At 70.1% G+C, this 23,866-nt stretch carries 21 protein-coding genes and 1 pseudogene; 15 read left to right on the forward strand and 7 right to left on the reverse strand.

Going from position 1 to position 23,866, the window contains the following annotated elements; all coding sequences use genetic code 11:
• The first annotated feature begins 236 nt into the window (after positions 1 to 236).
• Together treY and ACQEVY_RS10435 are read left to right on the forward strand one after the other, a co-directional pair.
• Positions 237 to 2,627, forward strand: a complete 2,391-nt coding sequence (gene treY, locus ACQEVY_RS10430) for a malto-oligosyltrehalose synthase (RefSeq protein ID WP_432947107.1) — start codon at positions 237 to 239, stop codon at positions 2,625 to 2,627.
• Between the two features lie 103 nt (positions 2,628 to 2,730).
• Positions 2,731 to 3,981, forward strand: coding sequence for a M14 family zinc carboxypeptidase (locus ACQEVY_RS10435; protein WP_432947109.1), 1,251 nt, complete (start codon positions 2,731 to 2,733; stop codon positions 3,979 to 3,981).
• 219 nt (positions 3,982 to 4,200) lie between these two features.
• Here the strand turns inward: ACQEVY_RS10435 and ACQEVY_RS10440 are convergent, their stop codons facing one another.
• The gene (locus ACQEVY_RS10440; RefSeq protein ID WP_432947111.1) at positions 4,201 to 5,529 is read right to left on the reverse strand and encodes a M14 family zinc carboxypeptidase; all 1,329 of its coding nucleotides are present in this window, start codon (positions 5,527 to 5,529) and stop codon (positions 4,201 to 4,203) included.
• 194 nt (positions 5,530 to 5,723) lie between these two features.
• Positions 5,724 to 6,278, reverse strand: a complete 555-nt coding sequence (locus ACQEVY_RS10445) for a DUF1707 and FHA domain-containing protein (RefSeq protein ID WP_328767929.1) — start codon at positions 6,276 to 6,278, stop codon at positions 5,724 to 5,726.
• A 209-nt stretch (positions 6,279 to 6,487) separates the two neighbouring features.
• Between ACQEVY_RS10445 and treZ the strand changes: the two genes are divergently transcribed.
• The gene (gene treZ, locus ACQEVY_RS10450) at positions 6,488 to 8,233 is read left to right on the forward strand and encodes a malto-oligosyltrehalose trehalohydrolase (protein ID WP_432947113.1); all 1,746 of its coding nucleotides are present in this window, start codon (positions 6,488 to 6,490) and stop codon (positions 8,231 to 8,233) included.
• 27 nt (positions 8,234 to 8,260) lie between these two features.
• On the opposite strand, the gene ACQEVY_RS10455 is transcribed toward treZ, so the two are convergent.
• Together ACQEVY_RS10455 and ACQEVY_RS10460 are read right to left on the reverse strand one after the other, a co-directional pair.
• Complete coding sequence (locus ACQEVY_RS10455; protein ID WP_432947115.1) at positions 8,261 to 9,178, reverse strand: aminoglycoside phosphotransferase family protein; 918 nt, start codon at positions 9,176 to 9,178, stop codon at positions 8,261 to 8,263.
• A 273-nt stretch (positions 9,179 to 9,451) separates the two neighbouring features.
• Positions 9,452 to 10,363, reverse strand: a complete 912-nt coding sequence (locus ACQEVY_RS10460) for an NAD(P)-dependent oxidoreductase (RefSeq protein ID WP_432947117.1) — start codon at positions 10,361 to 10,363, stop codon at positions 9,452 to 9,454.
• Between the two features lie 48 nt (positions 10,364 to 10,411).
• On the opposite strand from ACQEVY_RS10460, the gene ACQEVY_RS10465 reads away from it, so the two are divergent.
• The 6 genes and pseudogenes from ACQEVY_RS10465 to ACQEVY_RS10490 all read left to right on the forward strand — a co-directional run.
• Positions 10,412 to 10,762: a winged helix-turn-helix transcriptional regulator gene (locus tag ACQEVY_RS10465; RefSeq protein ID WP_432947119.1), complete on the forward strand. Its 351-nt coding sequence runs from the start codon at positions 10,412 to 10,414 to the stop codon at positions 10,760 to 10,762.
• A 327-nt stretch (positions 10,763 to 11,089) separates the two neighbouring features.
• The gene (locus ACQEVY_RS10470; RefSeq protein WP_432947121.1) at positions 11,090 to 12,361 is read left to right on the forward strand and encodes an endonuclease/exonuclease/phosphatase family protein; all 1,272 of its coding nucleotides are present in this window, start codon (positions 11,090 to 11,092) and stop codon (positions 12,359 to 12,361) included.
• A gap of 73 nt (positions 12,362 to 12,434) precedes the next feature.
• Positions 12,435 to 14,243: an ABC transporter ATP-binding protein gene (locus tag ACQEVY_RS10475; RefSeq protein WP_432947123.1), complete on the forward strand. Its 1,809-nt coding sequence runs from the start codon at positions 12,435 to 12,437 to the stop codon at positions 14,241 to 14,243.
• A 531-nt stretch (positions 14,244 to 14,774) separates the two neighbouring features.
• Positions 14,775 to 16,577: a S8 family peptidase gene (locus tag ACQEVY_RS10480; RefSeq protein WP_432947125.1), complete on the forward strand. Its 1,803-nt coding sequence runs from the start codon at positions 14,775 to 14,777 to the stop codon at positions 16,575 to 16,577.
• 201 nt (positions 16,578 to 16,778) lie between these two features.
• Positions 16,779 to 17,456: an AIM24 family protein gene (locus ACQEVY_RS10485; protein ID WP_328767938.1), complete on the forward strand. Its 678-nt coding sequence runs from the start codon at positions 16,779 to 16,781 to the stop codon at positions 17,454 to 17,456.
• A gap of 154 nt (positions 17,457 to 17,610) precedes the next feature.
• Positions 17,611 to 17,769: pseudogene (locus ACQEVY_RS10490) on the forward strand (LysE family translocator); the annotation flags it as partial.
• Positions 17,770 to 17,838: 69 nt separating this feature from the next.
• Here the strand turns inward: ACQEVY_RS10490 and ACQEVY_RS10495 are convergent.
• Positions 17,839 to 18,387 carry an ATP-binding protein gene (locus ACQEVY_RS10495; RefSeq protein ID WP_432947127.1) on the reverse strand — a complete coding sequence of 183 codons (549 nt, stop codon included), beginning with the start codon at positions 18,385 to 18,387 and terminating at the stop codon, positions 17,839 to 17,841.
• 266 nt (positions 18,388 to 18,653) lie between these two features.
• On the opposite strand from ACQEVY_RS10495, the gene ACQEVY_RS10500 reads away from it, so the two are divergent.
• From ACQEVY_RS10500 to ACQEVY_RS10510, 3 genes are all read left to right on the forward strand, one after another.
• Positions 18,654 to 19,529 carry a helix-turn-helix domain-containing protein gene (locus ACQEVY_RS10500; protein WP_432947129.1) on the forward strand — a complete coding sequence of 292 codons (876 nt, stop codon included), beginning with the start codon at positions 18,654 to 18,656 and terminating at the stop codon, positions 19,527 to 19,529.
• A gap of 28 nt (positions 19,530 to 19,557) precedes the next feature.
• Complete coding sequence (locus ACQEVY_RS10505) at positions 19,558 to 19,770, forward strand: DUF397 domain-containing protein (RefSeq protein ID WP_432955161.1); 213 nt, start codon at positions 19,558 to 19,560, stop codon at positions 19,768 to 19,770.
• A gap of 112 nt (positions 19,771 to 19,882) precedes the next feature.
• The gene (locus ACQEVY_RS10510) at positions 19,883 to 20,698 is read left to right on the forward strand and encodes an SAM-dependent methyltransferase (RefSeq protein ID WP_432947131.1); all 816 of its coding nucleotides are present in this window, start codon (positions 19,883 to 19,885) and stop codon (positions 20,696 to 20,698) included.
• Between the two features lie 128 nt (positions 20,699 to 20,826).
• Here the strand turns inward: ACQEVY_RS10510 and ACQEVY_RS10515 are convergent, their stop codons facing one another.
• Positions 20,827 to 21,261: a VOC family protein gene (locus tag ACQEVY_RS10515; RefSeq protein WP_432947133.1), complete on the reverse strand. Its 435-nt coding sequence runs from the start codon at positions 21,259 to 21,261 to the stop codon at positions 20,827 to 20,829.
• Positions 21,262 to 21,326: 65 nt separating this feature from the next.
• On the opposite strand from ACQEVY_RS10515, the gene ACQEVY_RS10520 reads away from it, so the two are divergent.
• The 3 genes from ACQEVY_RS10520 to ACQEVY_RS10530 are packed head-to-tail and all read left to right on the forward strand — an operon-like array spanning position 21,327 to position 22,829.
• On the forward strand, positions 21,327 to 21,482 hold the full coding sequence (locus ACQEVY_RS10520) for a DUF397 domain-containing protein (RefSeq protein ID WP_432947135.1): 156 nt from the start codon (positions 21,327 to 21,329) through the stop codon (positions 21,480 to 21,482).
• A 52-nt stretch (positions 21,483 to 21,534) separates the two neighbouring features.
• Positions 21,535 to 22,101, forward strand: a complete 567-nt coding sequence (gene cpt, locus ACQEVY_RS10525) for a chloramphenicol phosphotransferase CPT (protein WP_432947137.1) — start codon at positions 21,535 to 21,537, stop codon at positions 22,099 to 22,101.
• Positions 22,098 to 22,829, forward strand: a complete 732-nt coding sequence (locus ACQEVY_RS10530; protein ID WP_432947139.1) for a VOC family protein — start codon at positions 22,098 to 22,100, stop codon at positions 22,827 to 22,829. The genes cpt and ACQEVY_RS10530 overlap by 4 nt, the downstream gene beginning before the upstream one ends.
• Before the next feature lie 51 nt (positions 22,830 to 22,880).
• On the opposite strand, the gene ACQEVY_RS10535 is transcribed toward ACQEVY_RS10530, so the two are convergent.
• Positions 22,881 to 23,645, reverse strand: a complete 765-nt coding sequence (locus tag ACQEVY_RS10535; RefSeq protein WP_432955163.1) for a sugar isomerase domain-containing protein — start codon at positions 23,643 to 23,645, stop codon at positions 22,881 to 22,883.
• Positions 23,646 to 23,866 lie beyond the last annotated feature (221 nt).

Genomic DNA, 23,866 nt, shown 5'->3' on the forward strand with positions numbered 1-23,866 from the left:
TGCCGCAGTCCCGCGCCCCGTAAGGGGCGCGGGACTGCGGCTCCGCCGCGGGGCGCGCCGCTGGGATGCGGTCGAAAGTTGCGGGTCCGTCGTGGCTGGTCGCGCCCACGCGGCGGAGCCGCAAATCGATACAGCACCGCGCCCCTGGAGGGGCGCGATACTGCACCGGGCTTCGGAAAGTCACCCGTGCGCGCGTCTATGACACGAAAGGCTCACTTGCGGGTACGTACGTTGCCATGACACCTGAGCGCAACGAACCGGCGCCGACCGCCACCTACCGGCTCCAGCTTCAGCCGGAGTTCCCGTTCGGCGCCGCCGAGACAGCCGTCCCGTACCTGGCCGCGCTCGGCGTTTCGCACCTGCACCTGTCGCCGGTGCTGGAGGCCGTGCCCGGCTCCCTGCACGGCTACGACGTGGTGGACCACGCGCGCGTGCGGGACGAACTCGGCGGCGAGGACGGCCTGCGCTCCCTGGCGCGCACAGCCCGGGAGCACGGCCTGGGCCTCGTGGTGGACATCGTGCCGAACCACATGGCGATGGTCCCGCGGCACAACCGCGCCCTGTGGGAGCTGCTGCGCGAGGGCCCGGACTCGCCGTACGCGCGCTGGTTCGACATCGACTGGGAGGCCCAGGACGGCCGGATGCTGCTGCCGGTGCTCGGGGGCAGGCTTGGCACGCAGCTCGACCACCTGGAGGTCGACGGCGACGTGCTGCGTTACCACGAACACGCATTCCCCTTGCGCCCCGGCACCGAGAAGCTGCCGCTGCCGCAGCTTCTGGACGCCCAGTGGTACCGCCTGGGGTGGTGGCGGCTGGCCCGCACCGAGCTCAACTACCGCCGTTTCTTCAGCATTTCGGAGCTCATCGGGGTATGGGTCGAGGACCCTGAGGTGTTCGACGCCACCCACGCGAAGATCCTTCAGCTGCTGGACGAAGGCGTGGTCGACGGCCTGCGGATCGACCACCCCGACGGCCTCGCGGACCCCGACACGTACCTCCAGCGGCTCCACGAGGCGACGGGCGGGCGCTGGACGGTGGTCGAGAAGATCCTCGCGGACGGCGAACCGCTGCCCGCCGCCTGGCCGGTCGCCGGCACCACCGGGTACGACGCGCTGCGGCACATCGACGGCCTGTTCACGGACCCGGCGGGCGCGGGCGAACTCCTCGGCCAGTACCGGCGATTCGCGGCGCCTCAAGCCGACCGTGGCGGCGTCTGGGAGGCGACGGTGCGGCGGGCCGCGTACAAGGTGGTCCATCACGAGCTGGCGACCGAGATCGACCGCCTGACCCGCGAGGCCGACCGCCTGTGCCGTACGTCCCCGGACCCCGCGCTGCGCGACCACGCCCCCTGGGCCCTCCGCACCGCGCTGCGCGAACTCCTCGTACGTCTCCAGGTCTACCGCCCGTACGCCTCCGGGGACGCCGCCGCGGTCGTCACCGAGGAGGCCGCACACGAGGCGCGCGGGGCCTTCACGGTGCCCGAGGAGGCTCACGCGGTCGACGCCGTACGGGACTTGGTGCTCGGCCGGACCGGGGAGGGGCCCGCGCTCGAGGGCTTCCGGGCGCGGTTCGCGCAGACCGCGTCGGCGCTGCGGGCCAAGTCCGTCGAGGACACGGCCTTCTACCGGTACGTGCCCGTCCTCTCGGCCAACGAGGTGGGCGGCGAGCCGGAGTACCCGGCCGTGCCCCCGGAGGACTTCCACGCGTACTGCGCGCGCGTGCAGCGCGACTGGCCCGCCACCGGCACCGCGCTGTCCACCCACGACACCAAGCGCAGCGCCGACGTCCGGGCGGCGATCTCCGTCCTCACCCAGTGCCCTCTGCGCTGGGCCGACCTGCTGGCCGAGGTGACCGGGCAGACGGCGGTCGACGGGGTGGGCGCGCCGGATCCGCAGGTGGCGTGGGCGGCGTGGCAGACGGCGGTCGGTCTCGGGCCCGCGGCCGAGGAACGGCTCCAGGGCGCCCTGTTGAAGCACGTCAGGGAGGCCGGCCTGTTCACCTCGTGGACGGAGCAGGATCCCGCGTACGAGGCCTCCGTCGCCGCCTTCCTCAGGGCGGGGCCCTGCGGGGCGCCAGGGCGGCGTGCGGCCGAGTTCAGGGCCTCCCTGGAGCCGCATGTACGGGCGAACGTCCTCGGGTCCGCCCTCGTCCACCTGACGATGCCGGGCGTGCCGGACGTCTACCAGGGCACGGAGGTCGAGTACCGGGCCCTCGTGGACCCCGACAACCGCCGCTCGGCCCACTTCCCGCCCCAGGAGCCGGACGACCTGTCCGCCGAGAAGGCCGCACTCACCGCGACCGCACTACGACTTCGGAGGCAACGCCCCGCAGTCTTCGGCGAATCGGCGACGTACACCCCGCTCGAGGCGGACGGCCCGGCCGCCGCGCACTGTGTGGCCTTCGTACGGTCCGGGGAGGCGATCACCGCCGTCACCCGCCTGTCTCTGCGTCTGGAGGAGGCGGGCGGTTGGCGCGACACAGTGCTGCCGCTGCCCGCCGGTCGGTGGGCCGATCTACTCACTCCGGGACGGGAGTTCACGGGGCACGCGCGCGTGGAGGCGCTTTTCGAGCGGTTGCCCGTGGTGCTCTTGGAGAGGGTGGGTGAAGCCGAGGGCTCGCGTGGCTGAGGTCAGCGCCACTCATACCTCCGTACGCCCGCGGACACCTCCTTGACAGTTCATCCAGACCGTGGAGTACTGCGGAAGGCGAGCCGGGCGGTCCGAGACGGGGGTGAGTGTCCTGCCGGAGCTGCGCTACCCCAGTGTGACCGAAATCGTCGAGTCGGCCCGGACGTTGGCGGCTCAGCGGCCATGGCTGTGTTCCCTTGAGCAGGTCGGGGTCTCGCGGGCGGGACGACCGCTGCATCTTCTGTCACTGGGGCATGCCGAGCGGGCCGTGCTGGTGGTCGCGGGAGCTCATGCCAATGAGCCCACCGGGGGTTCCACTCTGCTGGCGCTGGCGGAACGGGTGTTGCACGAGCGGCAGTTGAGGGCCGACACGTCGTGGCACTTCCTGCTCTGTGCGGATCCGGACGGGGCGAGCCTTCATGAGACTCCGGCGCCGCGGACCCTGCTCGACTATCACCTCGGGTTCTTCCGCCCCGCCGGAGCCGAACAGCCGGAGTGGTCGCCGTCCGTGCTGCCGCCCGACCGGCTGCCGCCGGAGACGCGTGCCCTCACGAAGGTCATCGACGAGCTGCGTCCCTACCTCCAGGCGACGCTCCACGGGACCGATCTGGGCGGCAGCTGGGTGCAGTTGACGAAGGATGTGCCAGGGCTCGCGGAGCCGTTCGCCAAGTCCGCGGCCGAGCTGCACATCCCGGTCGAGAGGGGCGCCTCGGACGCCGCGGGCTGGCCCGCCTCCGGGCCCGGGGTACATGTGATGCCGGAGCCGGGCACGAACGCGCCGTACCCGAGCATCCCGGACGACGTCCGGCACAGCACCTGGTACCACGCCCACCGGTACGGCGGTCTCACCGCGGTCGTCGAGGTGCCGATGTGGGCCAGCGACCTGGTGGACGACCCGGCGCCGCATCCCGCGCCGGACGCGGCGATGCGCCATCTGGCGCGCCGGCTGCTGCGGGACTCGCTCCAGGTGGAGGGCGTCCTCACCGAGGCCCTGCCCCGCCTGCCGGGCCCCGACGGGCCGCTGCTGCGGGCCGCGAAGTGGGCCCTGGAGCTGGTGCCGGGACTGGCCGACGACTGGGCCGGTCACCCTCCGGCGGACACGACGATGGCGTACGTAGGCAGCGTGGACGCCTTCGGCCGCCGCCTCCCCCTCCGGGCCGCCGCGATGCTCCTACGCGTCCTCCAGCAGACGGACGACCGCGCGGCCCCTCACCTACAGCACCTGGTCGCCTCCTGGAGCGAAGCCTTCGCCGAACGCTTCCGCGCCCGCTGGGTCCCCCTGGAACACCAGGTGGAACATCAGAGCCGTACGGTCGTGGCGGCGGCACACCATGCACGGGAGCGCGCGGAGTAGGCCCGCGATCTGCGCTCCTACGCGGGACCCGAGGCGGCGCTCGCGCTGGTCGGCGCGGCCCGTAGTCTGCGCGATTCGCGGCCCTAGCCGCGCCCCTGAAAGGAGGCCGCAGGCCTTCCTTTCAGGGGCGCGGCTGTGACATTTGCGGCTCCGCCGCGGGGCGCGACCAGCCACGACGCACCCGCAGCTGCGAACTGCAATTCCAGCCGAGCGCTCAGCTCATTCAAAGGGCACTTCGGCCTTCGCCGGCGTCGTGCCGAGCGCGCTGGCGCCGGGGCGCGAAACCGGCGCAGCGCGGCCCGCGAGCTGAAAGGCGTGGAGGACCACCCGCGCCTGATACTCAACCTGCCGCGCGACCGGAATCCACCGCGCCTGATACCCATCGTGGTAATCAGCGCACCACGCGTCGATCAGCCGCTCGAGGTCCGGCAGCGCCCCGGACGGATCACGGCCGGCGCGCGTCACGAGCTGGTGCAGCAGCCCCGCCGTCCGCAGCGCTATCCGCCGCGCGGAGATACGCAGCGCGGTCAGCCGCGCCGTATCGAGCGGCGGCAGCGGATGCGTACCGTCGTCGACCGCCGTGTCGGGGTCCCAGGAGTCCGCGAGGCCGGGGCAGACCAGTAAATAGTCGTCGACCGGTGCGAGCAGGGACGCCGTGTCCGCGGCCGAGCCGAGGCCGGGGCGGATCCGGGTCAGCAGCGCCTGAAGAAGCCGGGTGTCGCGGCGCAGCGTGCGGCTGACGGCCCGTAGAGCCGCATCGGGGTCGGCGGACGGCGAGGCGTCCCCCACGGCCCGTACGCCCCACATGGGGGCCTCGACGACGGCGGTCACCGTGCCGTACCGGTGCGGGTGGAACCAGGTGGACTCGACCGCCGCCTCCGTGATGGCGGCGGCCAGGTCCGCGCGCCGCGGGGGCGGGATGCGGTAGACGGCGGGGCCCAGGGTGGGCCAGTACAGCGTGTCGTACGGCCCGAGTTCGAGGGGGATGCCCAGGCGGGCCGCGGTGTGGGCGAGGCGCGGGGCGAGACCGGGGAGTTCGCGGGTCAGCTCGACGAAGCCGCCGCCCACGTCGACGCCGTGCAGGGAGCACTGGAGGAAGGGCCGCAGTTCGTCCTGGAGGTCGAGCAGGGCGCGGGTCTCCGGCAGGGCGGCGCCGTCCGCGCCGTCGGGCAGCCACTCGGGCTGCTCGCGGAAGCCGGGTCTGAAGAAGTGCCGGAAGTAGTGGCCGAGGGTGTACGGCCCGGACAGCCAGCCCTCGTTGCGGCGGGCGCCGTCCGGGTCGAGGCACAGCAGCAGGTTCCAGGTGGCGTCGGCGCCCTCGCACAGCCGGGGGTCGGCCAGCGCGCGTTCGGCGAGGCGCAGGGCGGTGGCGCCGCCCACGGGTTCGTTGGCGTGCGGGCCGGCGACGACGAGGGCCTGACGGCTGCCGTGTCCGACGGACAGCAGCCACATCGGGAGCCCGGCGCGTGAGGTGCCCACCCGGCGCAGCCGGGCGTCCTTCGGGTGACGCTGGACGAGCGCCGCCGCCTGGCCGCGCAGCTCGTCCACGGACGGGTAGCGGAGGAGTTGCGGCAGGGTCTTACCTCCGCTGCGAGTAGCCGTTGCTTCACTTGCTGTGGATGGTGTACGCACAGTGAGTCACGATCGCGCGGGTACGTCAACACCGCCGTCCGAGCAGGTAGTTCACCCTTTGCGGGCCGTTTACCCGGAGGCAGAGGTTCCGCCCGTCGGGGCAGGAGTCGTCAGTCGACGGCGAGCCGGAAGGTCATGCGCCCGAAGCTGACCTGATCGCCGGCCTGGACCACGGCGGCGCCGATCACGCGCCGCCCGTTCACGGCGGTGCCGTTCGTCGAGCCGAGGTCGCGCAGCACCCACAGGCCGCCCTGGCGGGTCAGTTCGGCGTGCACACGGGAGACCGTCTCGTGGCTGAGTCTGAGTCCGCTGGCCGGGTCGCGGCCGATCCGCAGCGGGTACGGGTTGTCGGGGCGCGGCAGCAGCAACTTGGGGAGTTTCTCGGACTGCCAAGCCCTGCGCAGCCGTACGGTGAAGCCGGAGACCGCCTCCACCGTGCCGAACACCAGCCGCGAGAACCGGTTCTCCTTGCGCAGATCGGCGGTGAGCGCGGCGAGTTCGTCGGAGGTGCGGGCGGCGAGTGCGAGTTCCATCCGGTGGACGAACGTGTTGTGCGAGATCCGCCCCAGCGCGGCGCCCTCTCGGAGCACACTCAACGCCCTGTCACGCTCGGCGTCCGACAGCCGCGCGGCGGGATAAGTGTGGAACTCGAAAGACGACGTCACGCTGGTGATTGTCGGTCAGCGGCGCCGAGGTGTCCAGAAAACCAGGAACTAGCCGGGAACTTGGTACACCTCTGGTTCGGCTCTGGTTCGGTATTGCGACCCACAGAGGTTCAATCCTTCGTTCGAGCCGTTTCAGCCGCGCGACTGATCTCCTGTGGCGCACCATGGGACCGGCGAGATCGCGGTGAGCAGACGAGGGAGAACCGTTCGTGCAGTTCGAGGTGTGGGCACCACAGGCCGGCCGTATGACGCTCCACTGCGCGGGCGGCACACAGGAGATGGAGCGCGATCCGGAGCGCGCGGGATGGTGGACGGCAGAGGCGGAGGCCGAACACGGCACGCGCTACGGCTTCGCGGTCGACGACGGCCCCGTACGGCCTGATCCGCGCTCGCGGCGGCAGCCCGACGGGCCCGACGGGCTGAGCGCGGTGGTCGACCAGGAGCGGTACGAGTGGCGCACCGAGTGGGTCGGCCGCGGGCTGCCGGGCGCGGTGCTGTATGAGCTGCATGTGGGCACGTACACCCGCGAGGGCACCCTGGAGGCGGCTGCCGAGCGGCTCGGGCATCTCGCGGAACTGGGCGTCACGCACGTCGAGTTGATGCCGCTGTGCCCGTTCCCGGGGCGGCACGGCTGGGGGTACGAGGGGGTCTCGCTGTGGGCGGTGCACGAGCCGTACGGCGGCCCCGAGGCGCTGAAACGGTTCGTCGACCGGGCGCACGAGCTGGGTCTCGGTGTCGTCCTGGACGTCGTACACAACCATTTCGGCCCTTCCGGCAACTATCTGCCCGAGTTCGGCCCGTACTTGACGGACACGCACCACACGCCCTGGGGTGCGGCCGTCAACCTGGACGCGCCCGGTTCGGACGAGGTGCGCGCGTATCTGCTGGGCAGCGCCCTTGCCTGGCTGCGCGATTACCGCATCGACGGCCTGCGGCTGGACGCCGTGCACGCGCTGCGGGACACCCGCGCGTACCACTTCCTGGAGGAGCTGTCGGCCTCCGTGGACGCGCTCTCCGGGGACCTGGACCGGCCGCTGTTCCTCATCGCCGAGTCCGATCTGGCCGACCCGCGGCTCATCACGGCCCGCAAGGAGAACGGGCTCGGTCTGCACGCGCAGTGGAACGACGACTTCCACCACGCCCTGCACACCGCGCTGACCGGTGAGTCGCAGGGCTACTACGAGGACTTCGCCCGGGCCCCGCTCGCGGCCGTGGCGAAAACGCTGACGGGCGGCTTCTTCCACGACGGGACGTACTCCAGCTTCCGCGGCCGGCGTCATGGCCGCCCCCTGGACCGTACGCGCGTCTCCTCACACCGCCTGCTCGGCTACTCCCAGACCCATGACCAGGTCGGCAACCGCGCCCAGGGCGACCGGCTCTCGGCCGCCCTCTCCCCCGGTCTGCTGGCCTGCGCGGCGGCGCTGACGCTCACCGGGCCGTTCACGCCGATGCTGTTCATGGGCGAGGAGTGGGCGGCGGGCACGCCCTGGCAGTTCTTCACGGACCATACGGATCCCGAGCTGGCCGAGGCCGTACGCCGGGGCAGGCGCCGGGAGTTCGCCGCGCACGGCTGGGCCGAGGAGGACGTCCCCGACCCGCAGGACCCGGCGACCCGGGACCGCTCCTGCCTGGACTGGTCCGAGCCGGAAAACGAGCCCCACGCGCGCGTGCTCGCCTGGTACCGCGAACTCATCGCCCTCAGGCACGACCAGCCGGACCTCACGGACCCCGACCTCTCGGACGTCAAGGTCGCCTACGACGAGGAGGGCCGCTGGCTGGCATTCCGCCGGGGCGACGTCCGGGTGGCGGTGAACCTCGGCAAGGAGCCCGCGTCGATCCCTCTCGGTACGGCTCGCGTGCGCATGCTGGCGGCCTGGGAGCCGGTGGAAGTACCGGGCGCGGATGGGCTGTTGAGCTTGCCGGGCGAGTCGTGCGTGGTGCTCACGCAGGAGTGATGCGGTGCTGCTGACGCCGGGGGGTGATCAGTCCTCGTCCCGCAGCTCCGTGACGCGTTCCAGGAGGATCGCCTCCCAGGCGCGGTCCAGCTGGGTGCGCAGTGGGGGCAGCGGGTCGCTGCCGTGGCCCCGGAGGCGGTCGGCGAGGCGGATCAGGGCGTCGCAGCGGGCCAGCCACAGGCCGCGCAGGCACGGGCGGGCGCCGTATCCGGCGAGGGTGGCCGCGCGGACGGCGGCGGGGGCGCCGACGGCGCGGGCGAGACCGGCGATGTCCTCGGCGGGGTCGCCGACCAGGGCGTCGTCCCAGCCGAGGACGCCGCGTACGCGCCCGTCGGCGCTCACCACGAGACGATCACCCGTGAGGCCGTGGTGGACGAGAACGGCGGCCCCCGGCTGCGCCCCGAGCTGGACGGCGGCGGGCGCGGTGAGCTGGTGGAGCCGCGCGGCGTCGAACTCGTCGGCGGCGCCGAGCCGTTCGCCGGCCCGCGCGGCGGCGGCCCGCAGCGCCTCCAGGGACCGTGGCGCGGTACGGGGCACACCGAGCGCCTCGGCCTGGCGTACGGGCACCTCGCGCAGCCCCGTGAGCAGCCCCGCCAGATCGGCCTCCCCCACGGCGGAGACGTCGTGCCGCTCGCCGGAGCCGCCCGGGATCAGGGTGTCGAGCGTGTACGTCAGCCCGCTCGCCCACTCGCCGTGCGCGATGCTCACCGGGACGGCGACCGGCAGGTGCGTCCGCACCACGTCCCGCAGCCGCAGCTCGCGCCGCTGACGCACAGAAGCCTCGCGGTCCGGGGCGAGCCGCAGCACATGGCGCGTCCCGACGTACCAGGTGGCGGCCTCCGCGCCCGCGCCGACGGGCCGGATGTCGGATCTCCCGCCGTCCGGAAGCAGGGAGCGGACAAGGCGTCGTACGGTGTCCGCCGTGGGTGTCGTTGCCTGGGTCATGGTCGCGCCGTCGCCGTTCGGTGTCCCGGTCTCCGTAGGTCAAAAGGACTACGGTCAGCATCCTGCCCGGACAGCGGGGGCGACGCGAGCCGGTGAACAGCACTTTCCGGGGTCCGACAGCCGGGCGCTGGGGGACGGAATCAGCTCTCCCGTGCCGGCCGCGCCCCCAGGATCAGCAGTACGACTCCGGAATCCCGCCCCAGCCGGCGCCGCACCCGGCGCACGACAGCACCACGTTCCCGCACCACACGTACGTGCCCCCACGAGGCCTCTTCATTGACGGCCACCCAGGAGCTCGGCGATCCGCAGGAACCCGTCAGCCCCGTACCCCTGTCCGATGGCCCGGCGGGCCAGGCCTTCCGCCGCGCGCATCACACCCGCGTCGATGCCGTGGGCCTCGGAGGTGTGGACGATATGGGCCATGGATGACGCGGCCGAGGTGAGGGGGTTGTCCTCGCCGGAGAAGGTTCCGTTGTCCACTTCCTCCGCGAGCTCTTCGAAGAGGGGCGGGAGTATGTCGCCGATGCCCTTGGCGAACGGCGCCAGCTGTCGCGCGGAGATCCCTTCTGCGCGGGCCACCGCCAAGGCGTGGGCGTATCCCGCCATGGCGGTCCAGAAGATGTCGAGCAGCGCGATGTCGTATGCCGCCGCCCGGCCGATGTCGTCGCCGAGGTGAGTATGGGTGCCGCCCAACGCCTGCAGGACGGGCTGATGCTCGCGGTAGAGGTCCTCCGGGCCGCTGTGGAGGAAGACGGCGGCCGGAGTGCCGATGGTCGTGACCGGCGTCATGATCGCACCGTCCAGGTAGCGCACGCCGTGCTCCGTCGCCCATGCCGCGGCGTCCCGGGCCCGGTCAGGCGTGTCCGCGGTCAGGTTGACCACCGTGCTCCCCTTGAGCGCGTCGGTGACCGCCTCGCGGCGCAGAATGGCGTCCACCGCGTCGTAGTTCACGACGCAGACCACGGTCAGCCCGCTCGCGACAACGGCTTCCTCGGCCGACCGGGCACTGACCGCGCCCCGCGCGACCAGCTCCCGGTCCCGGCCCGGCGTCCGGTTCCAGACCGTGACGCGCAGTCCGGCATCCAGGAAGGCGCCCGCCAGGGATCGACCCATCGGCCCCAGCCCGAGGACGGTGACGGCAGACTGGTCGTGGTGTTCGGTGTGCTCGGTTACGTTTCGGGACATGGCTCAACTCCGTGTAAATATCGACAACTTGCTACGAATGGGGTCAAGATGACGCGCAGTCGTGCCCAGGACCCGACTGTCTGCGGGGTAACTGCCGCGATCGCGGTGATCGACGGAAAGTGGAAGACGGCCCTGCTCTGGCTACTGGAATCCGGCTCGCGCCGCCCGGGTGAGCTGCGCCGGGAGCTGCCGGGCCTCAGCGAGAAAGTGCTGACTCAGGCGCTCCGCGAGATGGAGACCGACGGACTGGTGCACCGGGAGGTACACGATGTGCTTCCACTGAAGACCGTGTACTCCTTGACCGCGTTCGGCCTGGAGCTCTCCGAAGCGCTGGCTCCCCTCTCGGACTGGGGTTACCGCCGCTTGGAGAAGCTCGCCGAGAGCCAGTCAGCCTATTGACTCATCACGCTTGCACCCACCTCTCACCAGGTTCCCGCAGCCCACGGCCGCCCTTCACCAGGTTCGCCCGGCTGACGCCCGCCGCCAAGTACCCACAAAAAGGTGGCTACTTCGGGTCCCGAGACATCTTTTCGTCGGCTGCGTACGGGGGCGGGGCCAGCTCTTCTCCCGAGGCCTAGTTCGACGGCCGTACACCGTGGTGTCGGCGAACCGACAGACCCGCTTCACCGGCAACGCGCGAGAAACCCCAACCCCCTTGTGGCAGCGGCGTCTACGCGCAGAGACTACGTGCGTTCACGTCTTCCCCACTCCTCCTCCGGAGCCCCGATGAACCACCCCAGACCGCACCGTCCACCGTTCTCGCGCCGTGCCGCAATCGCAGGTCTTGCCGGCGCCGCGCTGGCCGGTACGACGGCGTTCAGTGCGAACGCGTCTGCCGCGTCCGCGAGTTCGTACCGGCGGGCCGTCCGTTTCGCCACCTTCAACGCCTCGCTGAACCGTGGCACCGAGGGCGCCCTCGTCAAGGACCTGTCCACGCCGGACAATCAGCAGGCGCGGAACGCCGCCGAGACGATTCAGCGCGTCGACCCGGATGTCCTCGTGATCAACGAGTTCGACTACGACGAGGGCGGCACGGCGGCCCGGCTGTTCCTGCGCAACTACCTGGCCGTCGGTCAGAACGGGGCGAAGCCGGTCCGCTATCCGTTCCGCTTCACCGCGCCCGTGAACACGGGTGTGGCCTCCGGGGTGGACCTCGACGGCAAGAACGGTGCCGTCACCACGCCGGGGTCCGATGCGTACGGGCAGGACGCGTTCGGGTACGGCTGGTTTCCCGGGCAATACGGGATGCTCGTCCTCTCCAAGTACCCGATAGATGTCCGGGCGGCCCGTACGTTCCAGCACTTCCTGTGGAAGGACATGCCGGGAAACGTCATGCCGCCGGGGTACTACAGCGAGGAGGCCCGGGCGATCTTCCGGCTCTCCTCCAAGAGCCACTGGGATCTGCCCATCCGGCTCGGCCCCGGCCGGTCCTCCACCGTCCACTTCCTCGTCTCGCACCCGACTCCGCCCAGCTTCGACGGCCCGGAGGACCGTAACGGCCGCCGCAATCACGATGAGATCCGCCTCTGGGCGGACTACATCGGCGGTCGCCGCCGCAGCGCGTATCTCTACGACGACAAGGGCGTACGGGGCGGTCTGCGGCCCGGCACGCGGTTTGTGATCGCGGGTGATCTGAACGCCGACCCGCACGACGGCGACAGCTACGACAAGGCCATCCTTCAGCTCCTCGACCACGGGGCGGTGAACCTGCCCGCCACGCCTCCGGCCGCTCGCGGCGGTGTCGAGGCCGCCCGCATCCAGGGCGGCGCCAACGCCACCCACACTGGCAACCCGGCATACGACACCGCCGACTTCAACGACAACGCCCCCGGCAACCTCCGCGTCGACCACGTCATCCCGTCCTGCGGCCTCGTCCCGGCCGGGAACGGGATCTTCTGGCCGACGCCGGACGATCCGCTGTACCGGTTGGTCGGCGGCGGGGCCGACGTCCCGACGTCGGACCACCGGCTGGTGTGGCAGGACGTACGACTGGGCTGAGGGCACCGGGCCCCAGCGGGGCACTCCCTCCACATCCCCAGGTCGTGTCAGACCCGTGCCGTACCTTGGCTGAATGGGGACGGGGAATGGGGGGAGTGCCGTGTCGGAGTCGGATACCGAGGCGTCCAGCGAGGCGCCCGTGTCGAGTGACGTGCCGCCTTGGCGGCTGTTGCTCGGCTATGTGCGGCCGCATCGTTGGGCGTTGCTGGGCGGGGCCGTTCTGTCGTTGATGACCGGGGCGACCGGGCTCGCGTTGCCGTTGGTGGCCCGGGGGTTGATCGAGGATCTGCAGCACGACCGGGCCATCACCGGGGCGTTGCTGGCCATGTCCGCACTCGTGGTCGCCAACGCCGCGATCGGCGCGCTGGGCGGCTTCGTACTGCGGTACACCGCCGAGTCGGTGGTTCTCGGCGCGCGGCGCGCGCTGGTGTCGCATCTGCTGCGGCTGCGTATCGCCGCCGTCGACCGCAGCGAACCCGGCGATCTGATGGCCCGGATCACCTCCGACACCACGCTCCTGCGCGAGGTCACCACGGATTCACTGGTCGGCATAGGTACGGGCGGACTGACCCTCGTCGCCACGCTCGTGATGATGGGGGTGGTCGACCCGGTGCTGTTCGCCGTCACCCTGGGCGTGGTGGTCGGCGCGGGTGTGGTGATCGGGGTGATCGTCCCCCGTATCAACCGGGCCAGCAGACAGGCGCAGAACGCGGTCGGCGCGATGGGTGCCGCTCTGGAGCGGACCCTGGGCGCGCTGCGTACGGTCAAGGCGTCCGGGGCCGAGCACCGCGAGGAGCAGGCCGTGCACGCCGCCGCGCAGGAGTCGTGGCGGCAGAGCGTGAAGGCGGCCAAGTGGTCGGCGCTGGCCGGGAACACGGCCGGTCTGTCGATGCAGGTCGCGTTCATCACCGTGCTCGCGGTGGGCGGGGCCCGGGTCGCGACGGGTTCCATCGACATCGGCACGCTGGTCGCGTTCCTCCTGTTCGTCTTCTACCTGATGTCGCCGATCCAGCAGGTCGTGGGCGCCGTCGCCCAGTACCAGACGGGCTCAGCGGCCCTGGCCCGGATAGAGGAGGCCCGCCGCCTGCCCGCCGAACCGGCAAGCGCCCCCGCGCCACTGCCCCTCCCCGGCGCCGAACCCGCCACGGTCACCTTCGAAAACGTCCGCTTCCGCTACGCCGACGACCTCCCGTACATCCACCACGGCGTGACCTTCACCGTCCCACCGCGCGGCATGACCGCCTTCGTCGGCCCGTCCGGCGCGGGCAAGACCACGGTCTTCTCCCTCATCGAGCGCTTCTACGACCCTTCCGAGGGCCGGATCACCCTGGACGGCCGGGACCTCGCCGACTGGGACGTGTCCGAACTCCGTTCAGCCATCGGTTACGTGGAGCAAGACGCCCCTGTCCTCTCCGGCAGCCTCCGCGACAACCTCGCACTCGGCAACCCCGAAGCCGACGAGGCCGATCTCCTCCGCGCCCTGAAGACCACCCGCCTCGACGGCCTGGTCGACCGCCTACCGAACGGCCTGAACACCCTGGTCGGCCACCGAGGCACCAAGCTCTCCGGCGGCGAACGCCAGCGAGTCGCCATAGCCCGCGCCCTACTGCGCCGCCCCCGCCTGCTCCTCCTTGACGAGGCCACCAGCCAACTCGACGCGGTCAACGAATCGGCACTACGCGACACGGTCGCCGACGTAGCCCGCACGACCACAGTCCTGGTAGTCGCCCACCGCCTCTCCACGGTCACCGTGGCCGACCGCATAGTCGTCATGGACGCAGGAGAGGTACGAGCCGTAGGCACCCACCGCGAACTAGTGACAGCGGACCCTCTATATGCCGAACTGGCGGCGACTCAGTTCCTGGCGTCAACGGACGCCTGACGGTCCATCTGACGCAACGGCTCCCTCCAGGAGCGGCGCCCCGTAAGGGGCGCGGGGAACTGCGCGAGCAACCACATTCAACCCGCAGCCGCGACACGCAGTGTCACCCACCACCCCCTGGCGGGGGTCTGGGGCGCAGCCCCAGTTTCGGGAAGGGGCGGGATTGGGGAACTGACCAGCCACAACGGGCTCGCAGTCCGATACGGAACGAGGGACGAGCCCGGACCGAGCGGCGGAAAGCGGTGTCTTCCGCTCCTCAACTGGGCGCCCCGTAGGGGGATCTAGGGCAGGGATCGAGGGTTTTCCCCGTATCCGGAGGAGCGAGACCCCGCCTACTATTCGAACACAGCTGACCCACAGGTCACCCCCGTAAGGGTCGCTCGCATCTGGCTGGCCGCCGCGTGTTCTCGATCGCACTGTCTCTTCGATCGCACCCCCCGCCGCTTCGACGTCGAAGCGATTCGAACGCTGCTCCGTGTTGCATCGCGCTGGGCGCCTCGCCCCGGAGCCGGCCCCGAAAGGCACACACTCTTGCGTACTCCACGCTCCGCGAGACGGACCCTGATATCCGTCACCGCGATATCCGCGACGCTGCTGGCAGGCACCGCCACCTCGGTCGCCGCCGTCCCCGCCGAGAAGACCAAGGCTGCCGCCGCCGAGCAGGCCACGGCCGCCGCCTCCGCCGTGGCCGCCCCGGCCGAGCGGCTGATCGTCGGCTACAAGTCCGGCGCCAGCGAGGCCAGGTCGAACAAGGCTGCCGGCGAAGACGCCGAGGCCAAGGGCAAGGACGCGGGCGAGAACCTCGACTTCCAGCGCCGCCTCGGCACCGGTGCCGCGCTCGTCGACCTGGGCAAGAAGCTGAGCAAGGCCGCGGTCGCCGACGTCGTCGCCGAGTACCAGGCCGACCCGCAGGTCGCGTACGTCGTGCCGGACCGCATCAACAAGCCTTTCGCGGACCCGAACGACACCGAGTACAGCAAGCAGTGGGACCTGTTCGAGTCCACCGCGGGCATGCGGGTGCCGGGTGCCTGGGACACCACCACGGGCAGTGGCGTCACCGTCGCCGTGATCGACACCGGCTACGTCGCCCACTCCGACCTCGCCGCGAACATCGTCGGCGGCTACGACTTCATCGCCGATCCCGCGGTCGCGGTCGACGGCAACGGCCGTGACAGCAACCCGGCGGACCCGGGCGACTGGTACGCGGACGGCGAGTGCGGGCAGCCCGAGGGCAGCACCTCCTCCTGGCACGGCACCCACGTCGCGGGCACCGTCGCCGCCGCCACCAACAACGGCAAGGGCATCGCCGGCATCGCGTACAACGCGAAGATCTCCCCGGTGCGCGTCCTCGGCAAGTGCGGCGGTTACGACTCCGACATCATCGACGCCATCACCTGGGCGTCCGGCGGCACCGTCTCCGGCGTGCCCGCCAACACCAACGTCGCCAAGGTCATCAACATGAGCCTCGGCGGGGGCGGCGCCTGCACCAGCGCCACCCAGACCGCGATCAACAACGCCGTCAACCGCGGCACCACGGTCGTCGTCGCGGCGGGCAACAGCAACGCCAACGCCGCCAACTTCTCCCCGGCGAGCTGCAACAACGTCATCTCCGTGGCCGCGCTCAACCGGGCCGGCTCCAGGACGTACTACTCCAACTTCGGTTCGACCGTGGACATCGCGGCCCCCGGCGGCGAGACCCGGACGACCACCGCCAACGGCATCCTGTCCACGCTGAACTCCGGCGGGCAGGGCCCGGCTTCGGAGTCGTACGACTACTACCAGGGCACCAGCATGGCCGCCCCGCACATCGCGGGCCTCGCGGCGCTGACCAAGTCGGCGAAGTCCTCGCTCACCCCGGCCCAGATCGAGTCCGCGATCAAGACCAACTCGCGTGCTCTGCCCGGTACTTGCTCGGGCGGCTGTGGAGCGGGTCTGGCCGACGCGGCCAAGACGGTGCAGGCGGTGAGCGGGTCCGACGGCTCCACGGGGGGCACCACCTTCACCAGCACCTCGGCCGTCTCCATCCCGGACAACGCCGCGGCCGTCGAGTCCCCGATCGCCGTCACCGGCCGTACGGGCAACGCCCCCTCGGCTCTCCAGGTCGGCGTGGACATCACCCACACCTACCGCGGTGACCTGGTGATCGACCTGATCGCCCCGGACGGGACGGCGTACCGCCTCAAGTCCAGCGGCTCGGACTCGGCCGACGACGTCAAGACCACCTACACGGTCAACGCCTCCAGCGAGACGGCCAACGGCACCTGGAAGCTCCGCGTCCAGGACGTCGCCTCCGCCGACACCGGCCGGATCAACAGCTGGAAGCTGACCTTCTGAAGCTGAAGGACCTGATGAAGGGCCTTCAGGCGAACTGCTGCTGACCTTCTGGCAGCTTCAGACCGCCACCCCCCACAGGGGCGGCCGACGCGAGCGGGCGTCGGCCGCCCCGCCCTTCGTTCCGCAGCCGGATACTTTCGGCGGTGCTTTTCATACCGACGCCGGTTGGCGGAACGTGCACGTCCGGGACACGATGCCCCCATGAAGGGTGATCTCTTTTCCAGCGAGTACATGGTGCAGCCCGCCACCACCGTGGGCATGAGCGTCCAGAACGCCAAGTCGATCCGGTACATGGTCAACGGCGAGATGCTGGCGCGGCAGGGGGCGATGATCGCGTATCGCGGCAACCTGCAGTTCGAGCGCAAGGGCCAGGGAGTCGGCGGCATGCTCAAGCGCGCCGTCACCGGGGAGGGCCTGGCGCTCATGGCGGTCCGCGGGCAGGGAGAGGCCTGGTTCGCGCAGGAGGCACAGAACTGCTTCATCGTGGACATCGACCCCGGCGACGTCTTCACCGTCAACGGCCGTAACGTCCTGTGCTTCGACGCCTCCCTGCAGTACGAGATCAAGACCGTGAAGGGCGCGGGCATGACCGGCGGCGGCCTCTTCAACAGCGTCTTCACCGGCCAGGGCAGGCTCGGCCTCGTCTGCGAGGGCAATCCGCTGGTCATCCCGGTCTCGCCGCAGTACCCCGTGTACGTCGACACGGACGCGATCGTCGGCTGGACCGCCAACCTCCAGACCTCGTTGCACCGTTCACAGTCCATCGGGTCGATGCTGCGGGGTGGCTCGGGAGAGGCGGTGCAGTTGGTTCTGCAGGGGGAGGGGTACGTGGTCGTACGGCCGAGCGAGGCGACTCCGCAGAAGCCGCAACAGCACTGATACGTGGCCCTCACTACCAGGGGCTCGGCCCCTCGGACCGCCGCTGGGGGCGCCGCCCCCAGACCCCCGTCGGCCTGACGGCCTCGTCCTCAAGCGCCGGACGGGCTGAGATCAGCCCGTCCGGCCGCTGAAGGTCGCGCGCGCCACCTGCCCCCTCTTGGCGGTCTTCGAGGTCGGCTACTACGGCCTGTACGTGTGGTTCGTGGGCCGGATGAAGGCGGTGCTGTCCCGGGCCGGGGTGCGGCGTCGGCTGGAGCAGGTCTCCGGAGGTGTACTGCTGCTTCTGGGGGCACGGCTGGCGCTGGAGAGCTGATACGCGCGCTGGAGGCCGGAGTCACCACTGCGTGCTCGGTCGCGGAACTGCCGCCGGACGTAAGGGAGTTCAGGTCCAGGACGGATCGGCCGCATGGGCGTCGGCCGATCCGTCCCGGGGCTCTGGTACCGCCGGTGACATGGGCGCCTCAGGCGCGCCCGTCGCCTCCGTCATGTCCGCGGCGTCCGTCCCGTCCGTCGAGTCCGTCGGAAGTTCGGCCCATACGATCCTGCCGGCCCCCTGCGGCGCGTCCCGCACACCCCAGTCGCTGCTCAGCATGCCCACGAGCAGAAGCCCGCGACCACCTTGGTCGTCGGGCTTCGGCTGTCTGCGTGCGGGGAGCGTACAGCTGCGGTTCTGGTCCTCGACCTCGAGATGGAGCAGGTCGGCGGCGGTACGGAGTCTGCACACGATCAGGTCGCTCTCCGTGTGCGTGAGCGCGTTGGTGACGAGCTCGGAGGTCACCAGTTCGGCGTTGTCGCAGGTCTCGCGGCTGATGCCCCATTCGCTCAGCAGCTCCCGCACGTTCCTGCGGGCCGCGGCCACCGAGACGGGGACGGCAGGCAGGCCGAACACGCCTGCCTTGTGGAGGAGTTCGTCACCGGAAAGTCGGCCCAAGGACTGAGGGAAGGAGGGCGAGACCATCGCCGTACGCCTTTCGTCTGCAGAGCACAACACTCCGAGTCGCGGCCTTGATCCCCCAACTGGACCGCATAGCCCCTTCGTTCACCGTCCGGGACGTACCACCACTCTGACACCTGCCGACTACGTCTCGCAACCAGCAAGTTGAAAATTGCATTTTGTAGGGCACAGACCGCCCCGGTCGCCGATGATCGTGACAGACTGCGATGCATTGGCCCGGACTGCGGGTGAGGAGGTAAGGCGTGACCTCGGAAACCGACTGGGGCGGCGCGCCTTCCGTCCTGCGCATGATCCTCGGCAAACAGCTCGAGGAACTGCGCAACCGGGCCGGGCTGACGTACGAGCAGGCGGCCATGGCGATCGGGGTCAGCCACTCCACGATCCGCCGCATGGAGTCCGCCAAGGTGGCCCGGCTCAGGCTCCCGGACGCCGAGAAGCTGCTCCAGATCTACGGCGTCAAGGACCAGCAGGAGATCGACACCTTCCTGAAGTCGGTCCGCGAGGCCAACAAGCGCGGCTGGTGGCACACCTACCGTGACGTACTGCCCGACTGGTTCGCCGCGTATCTGAGCCTGGAACAGGCGGCGTTGCAGATCCGGGCGTACGAGGCGCAGTTCGTGCACGGACTTCTGCAGACCGAGGCGTACGCACGTGCCCTGCTCGGCGCGGGCAATCCGCACGCTTCGGAGGAGGCCACCGAGCGCCGGGTGGCACTCCGTATGCAGCGCCAGGAACTGCTGTCCCGTCCGAACCCGCCCCGCGTGTGGATCGTGATGGACGAGACGGTGCTGCGGTGGCCGGTCGGCGGACCCGAGGTGATGCGCGCCCAGGTCGACCACCTGATCACGCTGAACGCGCTGCCCCATGTGACCGTTCAGATCATGCCGTTCAGCAACGGTCCGCATCCGGCGATGCGGGCCGGCGCCTTCCATCTCTTCCGGTTCAGGGCCAGGGAGTTGCCCGACATCGTGTATCTCAGCGGCCTGGTCGGCGCTGTGTATCTCGACAAGGCCGACGACGTCCTGGTCTATCGCGAGGCCCTGGACCGGCTGGGCGCCCAGTCGACGCCCGCCAGCAGGACCGAGGCTCTCCTCGGTGCGATACGCAAGGAGCTCTGACGTGCACCACCACCACATACGCAACGGCATGCCGGCCCGTGATCTCGGCGCGCAGGACTGGCACAAGCCGTGGAGCGACGACGCGGGCGGCGCCTGCCTCGAAGTGAAGAAGCTGGGCGACGGGAGGGTGGCGGTACGTCAGTCCACCGACCCGGCCGGTCCGGCGCTGGTCTTCACCGACCGAGAGATCACCAGCTTCCTGACGGGCGTGAAGGCGGGCGACGCGGACTTTCTGCTCTGATCAACCGCTGCCTGATCTGATCGACACCTGTCTGATCTGATCGACCGCTGTCTGAAACACCCTTGTTGACCGAACTACCCTTGTTCTCCGACGACTTGATGGGAGGGCCGCGTTGTCCGACAACGGATGGCCTGCCGACCGAATCGACACCGAGAGCGCGCACTCCGCGCGTATCTACGACTACATCCTCGGCGGAAAGGACTACTACCCCGCCGACAAGGAAGCCGGCGACGCCATGTCGCACGAGTGGCCCGCCCTGCCAGTCCACATGCGGGCCAACCGCGACTTCATGAACCGCGCGGTGCGCTGGCTGGCCGAGGAAGCGGGGATGCGCCAGTTCCTCGACATCGGCACGGGCATCCCCACCTCCCCCAACCTCCACGAGATCGCCCAGTCGGTGGCCCCCGAGTCCCGCGTCGTCTACGTGGACAACGACCCCATCGTCCTCACCCTCTCCCAGGGCCTGCTGGCCAGCGCACCCGAGGGCAGGACGTCGTACATCGAGGCGGACTTCCAGCACCCGGAGGCCATCCTCGACTCCGCCGAGTTCCGCGACACGCTCGACTTGTCCAAGCCGGTCGCGCTGACGGTCATCGCGATCGTCCACTTCGTCCTGGACGAGGACGACGCGGTAGGCATCGTCCGCCGCCTCCTCGACCCCCTCCCCTCCGGCAGCTACCTCGCGATGTCCATCGGCACCGCGGAGTTCGCCCCCGAGGAGGTGGGCCGAGTCGCCCGCGAGTACGCGGCACGCAACATGCCCATGCGCCTGCGTACGTTCCCCGAGGCCGAGGAGTTCTTCGAGGGCCTGGAACTCGTCGAGCCCGGGATCACGCAGGTCCACAAGTGGCGCCCGGACGGCACGGATTCGGATCCGATCCGGGATGAGGACATCGCGATGTACGGGGCGGTTGCTCGTAAGCCGTAGTGGGGCGGTGTGTTCGCTTCGGCCCTTCCACCGGGCAGTGGTCCGGTGGAAGGGCCGAGGTGTTGACGCGGGATCAGCGGCTTTTCAGACGGCTCCCCACCCCGCCATCTGGCCATCTCGCAGGATGCTCAGTCGAGGCAGAACTCGTTGCCCTCGATGTCCTGCATCACGATGCACGACTCGTTGTCCTCATCGGCAAGCATCGTTCGCTCGTGTACCGCACCGAGCGCGACCAGTCGGGCGCATTCGGCCTCCAGTGTGGCGAGGCGCTCTTCACCCACGAGCCCGATGCCGGCCCGCACGTCGAGATGCACCCGATTCTTGACGATCTTCCCTTCGGGAACGCGCTGGAAGAGCAGGCGCGGACCCACACCCGAGGGATCACTGCACGCGAAGTAGGTGACCTGCTCCTCAGGCGGCAGCGAGCGATGGTAGTCCTCCCAAGTGGCAAAGCCCTCCGGGACCGGCGGTAGGACGTACCCCAATACCTCGCACCAAAAGCTGGCAAGGCGCGCAGGCTCTGCGCAGTCGAAGGTGACTTGGAACTGCTTGATCGACGACATCGGCGCACCATAACAGGGGGACTCTGTTGCTCATTTTCCCGGTGGGGATCAGCACGTTGTCGCGATTGCCGAAGGCGCGCCAGCGGCGCGGACACGACTGCGTCGAAGTCGCCGACAACATCTCCGCCCTCGTCCCGGTCCGCGACAGCAAGCGTCTCACCGGCCCAGTGATCGCCTTCACCGCCGACGCCTGGCGCACCTTCATCGCTCACCTGGACTGAACCTCGACGATATTCGTTTCCTGATGTGTGGGAAGCGGCTTACCGTGGCGCGGTGGCGACTCAGGTGATCGTTCTCAACGGTGGTTCCAGTTCGGGGAAGTCCGGGATCGTGCGGTGTCTACAGGCCGTACTGCCGGATCCGTGGCTGGCGTTCGGGTGCGACTCCTTCGTCGATGCGATGCCCGCGAGGATGCAGGCGTCGGACGAAGGGATCGTGTTCGCCGCGGACGGCGGGGTGAGCGTCGGGGCGGAATTCCGGGCGTTGGAGGCGGCCTGGATGGAGGGCGTCGTGGCCATGGCCCGTGCGGGGGCCAGAGTCATCATCGATGACGTCTTCCTCGGCGGGGCGGCGTCCCAGGAGCGGTGGCAGAAGGCTCTGGGTGGGATGGCCGTGTTGTGGGTCGGGGTCAGGTGTGAGAGCGCGGTCGCCGCAGGGCGTGAGGTCGCACGAGGAGATCGCATCCAGGGGATGGCCGCGTTGCAGGCGGATGTGGTTCACGAGGGCGTGGTCTATGACCTGGAGGTGGACACGACGCATACCGAGTCTCTGGTGTGTGCGCGAACCATCGCCGATCAGCTCCCGCTGGCCCGCGTCGAGAACACAAGGAGCACAGGTTGACGACCCGCCTGGGTTCGTTGAACGAGTTCTGCTGGATGGACCTCAAGACCCGCGACTTGGCCGGCACCGTCGCCTTCTTCGCGGGGACGCTGGGCTGGCGGTTCGCGGTGGATGAGGAGGACTGGCGCAGGGCCACCAAGATTGCCGTCGGTGGCCATCTGATCGGTGGCGTGAGTGATTTGGCGAACCCGGTCTATCCGCCGGATACGCCTGCCCACATCGCCTACTACATGGCAGTCGACAACGTCGATCGCCGTGCCGAAGCGGCGGAGGGGAACGGCGCTCGTCTTGTCGTGGCTCCCTTCGACGCGGGCGATCAGGGCCGTATGGCGACACTGATCGATCCGGTGGGTGCCGCCTTCTCGTTGTGGCAGCCGCACCATTTCACCGGATGGACGTTCCCGCCCCGCTTGGCCGGTGCTCCGCACCGTATGGTCCTGGCCTGCGATCAGCCTGACAAGGCCCGGGACTTCTACGAGGAGACGACTGGCGCCCCTCTGATCTGCGCAGATTTCATCGCCACAGGAGGATCGAGCGCATCCGCCCCGCAATGGGAACTTGCGGTCGGGGTCGGGGATTTGGACTGCATCGTCGCCCGCGCACACGGCCCTGGCCCGGCTCCTGGCCATGGCCAGGACTCGGTCGTCTGGTCCGACGAGGCCGGGCGTCGTGTTGTGCGGTTGAGCAGCCCGGAGGGGCTGACCTTCCAGGTTCGCCGCCTGGAGTAGTGATTCGGTCGTCGAGATGAAGCGGCTTGCGCGGGGAGCGAGTCGCCGCCCTCAGCTGGCCGTACGCCGGATGCGTCCCGCGTAGTGCTTCTCCAGTTTCAGGTTGCTTTCGAAGCCGCCGGGGACGTTGGCCGAGACGTAGACCGGGGGGCGGTGGCCGGAGGTGAGGAGGAGGGAGGTTGCCTCGGCTACTGCCATTTGGGTCAGTAGGACGCCGGTGAGGGTGGACAGGGCGCATACGGCGCCGCCGTCGGGGAGTTCGAGGAGGGCGTCGCCTCGGGGGGCCGCGTTGTCGAGGACTACGTCGGCGAGGTCGGCGAGTTTGGCGCCGCTGGGGTGGGCGGCGGGGACCGCGCGGGTGTGGGCTACCGAGGTGATGGCTAGGAGGCGGTGGCCTTGTTCCTTGGCGTGTAGGGCCATTTCCACGATCACGTTGTTCACGCCGGAGTTGGAGATGATGACGAAGAGGTCCTGGGGGCGAGGGGCGGCAAGGTCGTAGATCCGGCGGGCGACACCGGACTTGCGCTCCAGGAGCGGGTCGTCGAGGACGGCGGGGGCTTCGCCGCCGTACAGGACGAGGTCGGCGATGCTCAGCCGGTTGGTGGAGACAAGGCCGCCGGCGCGGCCCGCGAGCTCCAGGACGATGGCCTGGGAGTGGCCGGTACCGAAAGCCTGGATGACGCCGTCCGCGCGTACGCAGTCGGCGATCAGCTCGGCGGCACGCCGTACCTCGGTGCGCGCGGACTCGGTGATGCGGTCCAGGACCGCCAGGCTCTCGCGCGCGAAGCCGACGGCACTCACGGAGTCAGCGTTCACGGAGTCGCCGTTCACGGACTCGACAGACACGGGGTGCTCCCCACCGGTGGATTGAACCACCATCGCGTACAACTATGCGTGAATGAATAAAACACATGGGGCGATGGGCGGGCAACATCCACCCCTGCGCCCACCCGCCCGCCTATCCCACGCTTACAGCAGCCCGTACCCGCCGAGTTCCCTCCGGTCCTGAATTTCAACTACGGAGTTATACGGTGGCT

It is taken from the genome of Streptomyces sp. CA-288835 (genome assembly GCF_050936385.1).
Classification (GTDB): Bacteria; Actinomycetota; Actinomycetes; order Streptomycetales; family Streptomycetaceae; genus Streptomyces.

What these genes read in the sequence shown, in the direction of transcription:
- treY (WP_432947107.1), top strand. Translation starts at nt 237, where the DNA reads ATGACACCTGAGCGCAACGAACCGGCGCCGACCGCCACCTACCGGCTC.
- ACQEVY_RS10455 (WP_432947115.1), bottom strand. Translation starts at nt 9,178, where the DNA reads ATGACCCAGGCAACGACACCCACGGCGGACACCGTACGACGCCTTGTC.
- ACQEVY_RS10460 (WP_432947117.1), bottom strand. Translation starts at nt 10,363, where the DNA reads ATGTCCCGAAACGTAACCGAGCACACCGAACACCACGACCAGTCTGCC.
- ACQEVY_RS10465 (WP_432947119.1), top strand. Translation starts at nt 10,412, where the DNA reads ATGACGCGCAGTCGTGCCCAGGACCCGACTGTCTGCGGGGTAACTGCC.
- ACQEVY_RS10470 (WP_432947121.1), top strand. Translation starts at nt 11,090, where the DNA reads ATGAACCACCCCAGACCGCACCGTCCACCGTTCTCGCGCCGTGCCGCA.
- ACQEVY_RS10475 (WP_432947123.1), top strand. Translation starts at nt 12,435, where the DNA reads ATGGGGACGGGGAATGGGGGGAGTGCCGTGTCGGAGTCGGATACCGAG.
- ACQEVY_RS10485 (WP_328767938.1), top strand. Translation starts at nt 16,779, where the DNA reads ATGAAGGGTGATCTCTTTTCCAGCGAGTACATGGTGCAGCCCGCCACC.
- ACQEVY_RS10505 (WP_432955161.1), top strand. Translation starts at nt 19,558, where the DNA reads ATGCCGGCCCGTGATCTCGGCGCGCAGGACTGGCACAAGCCGTGGAGC.
- ACQEVY_RS10515 (WP_432947133.1), bottom strand. Translation starts at nt 21,261, where the DNA reads ATGTCGTCGATCAAGCAGTTCCAAGTCACCTTCGACTGCGCAGAGCCT.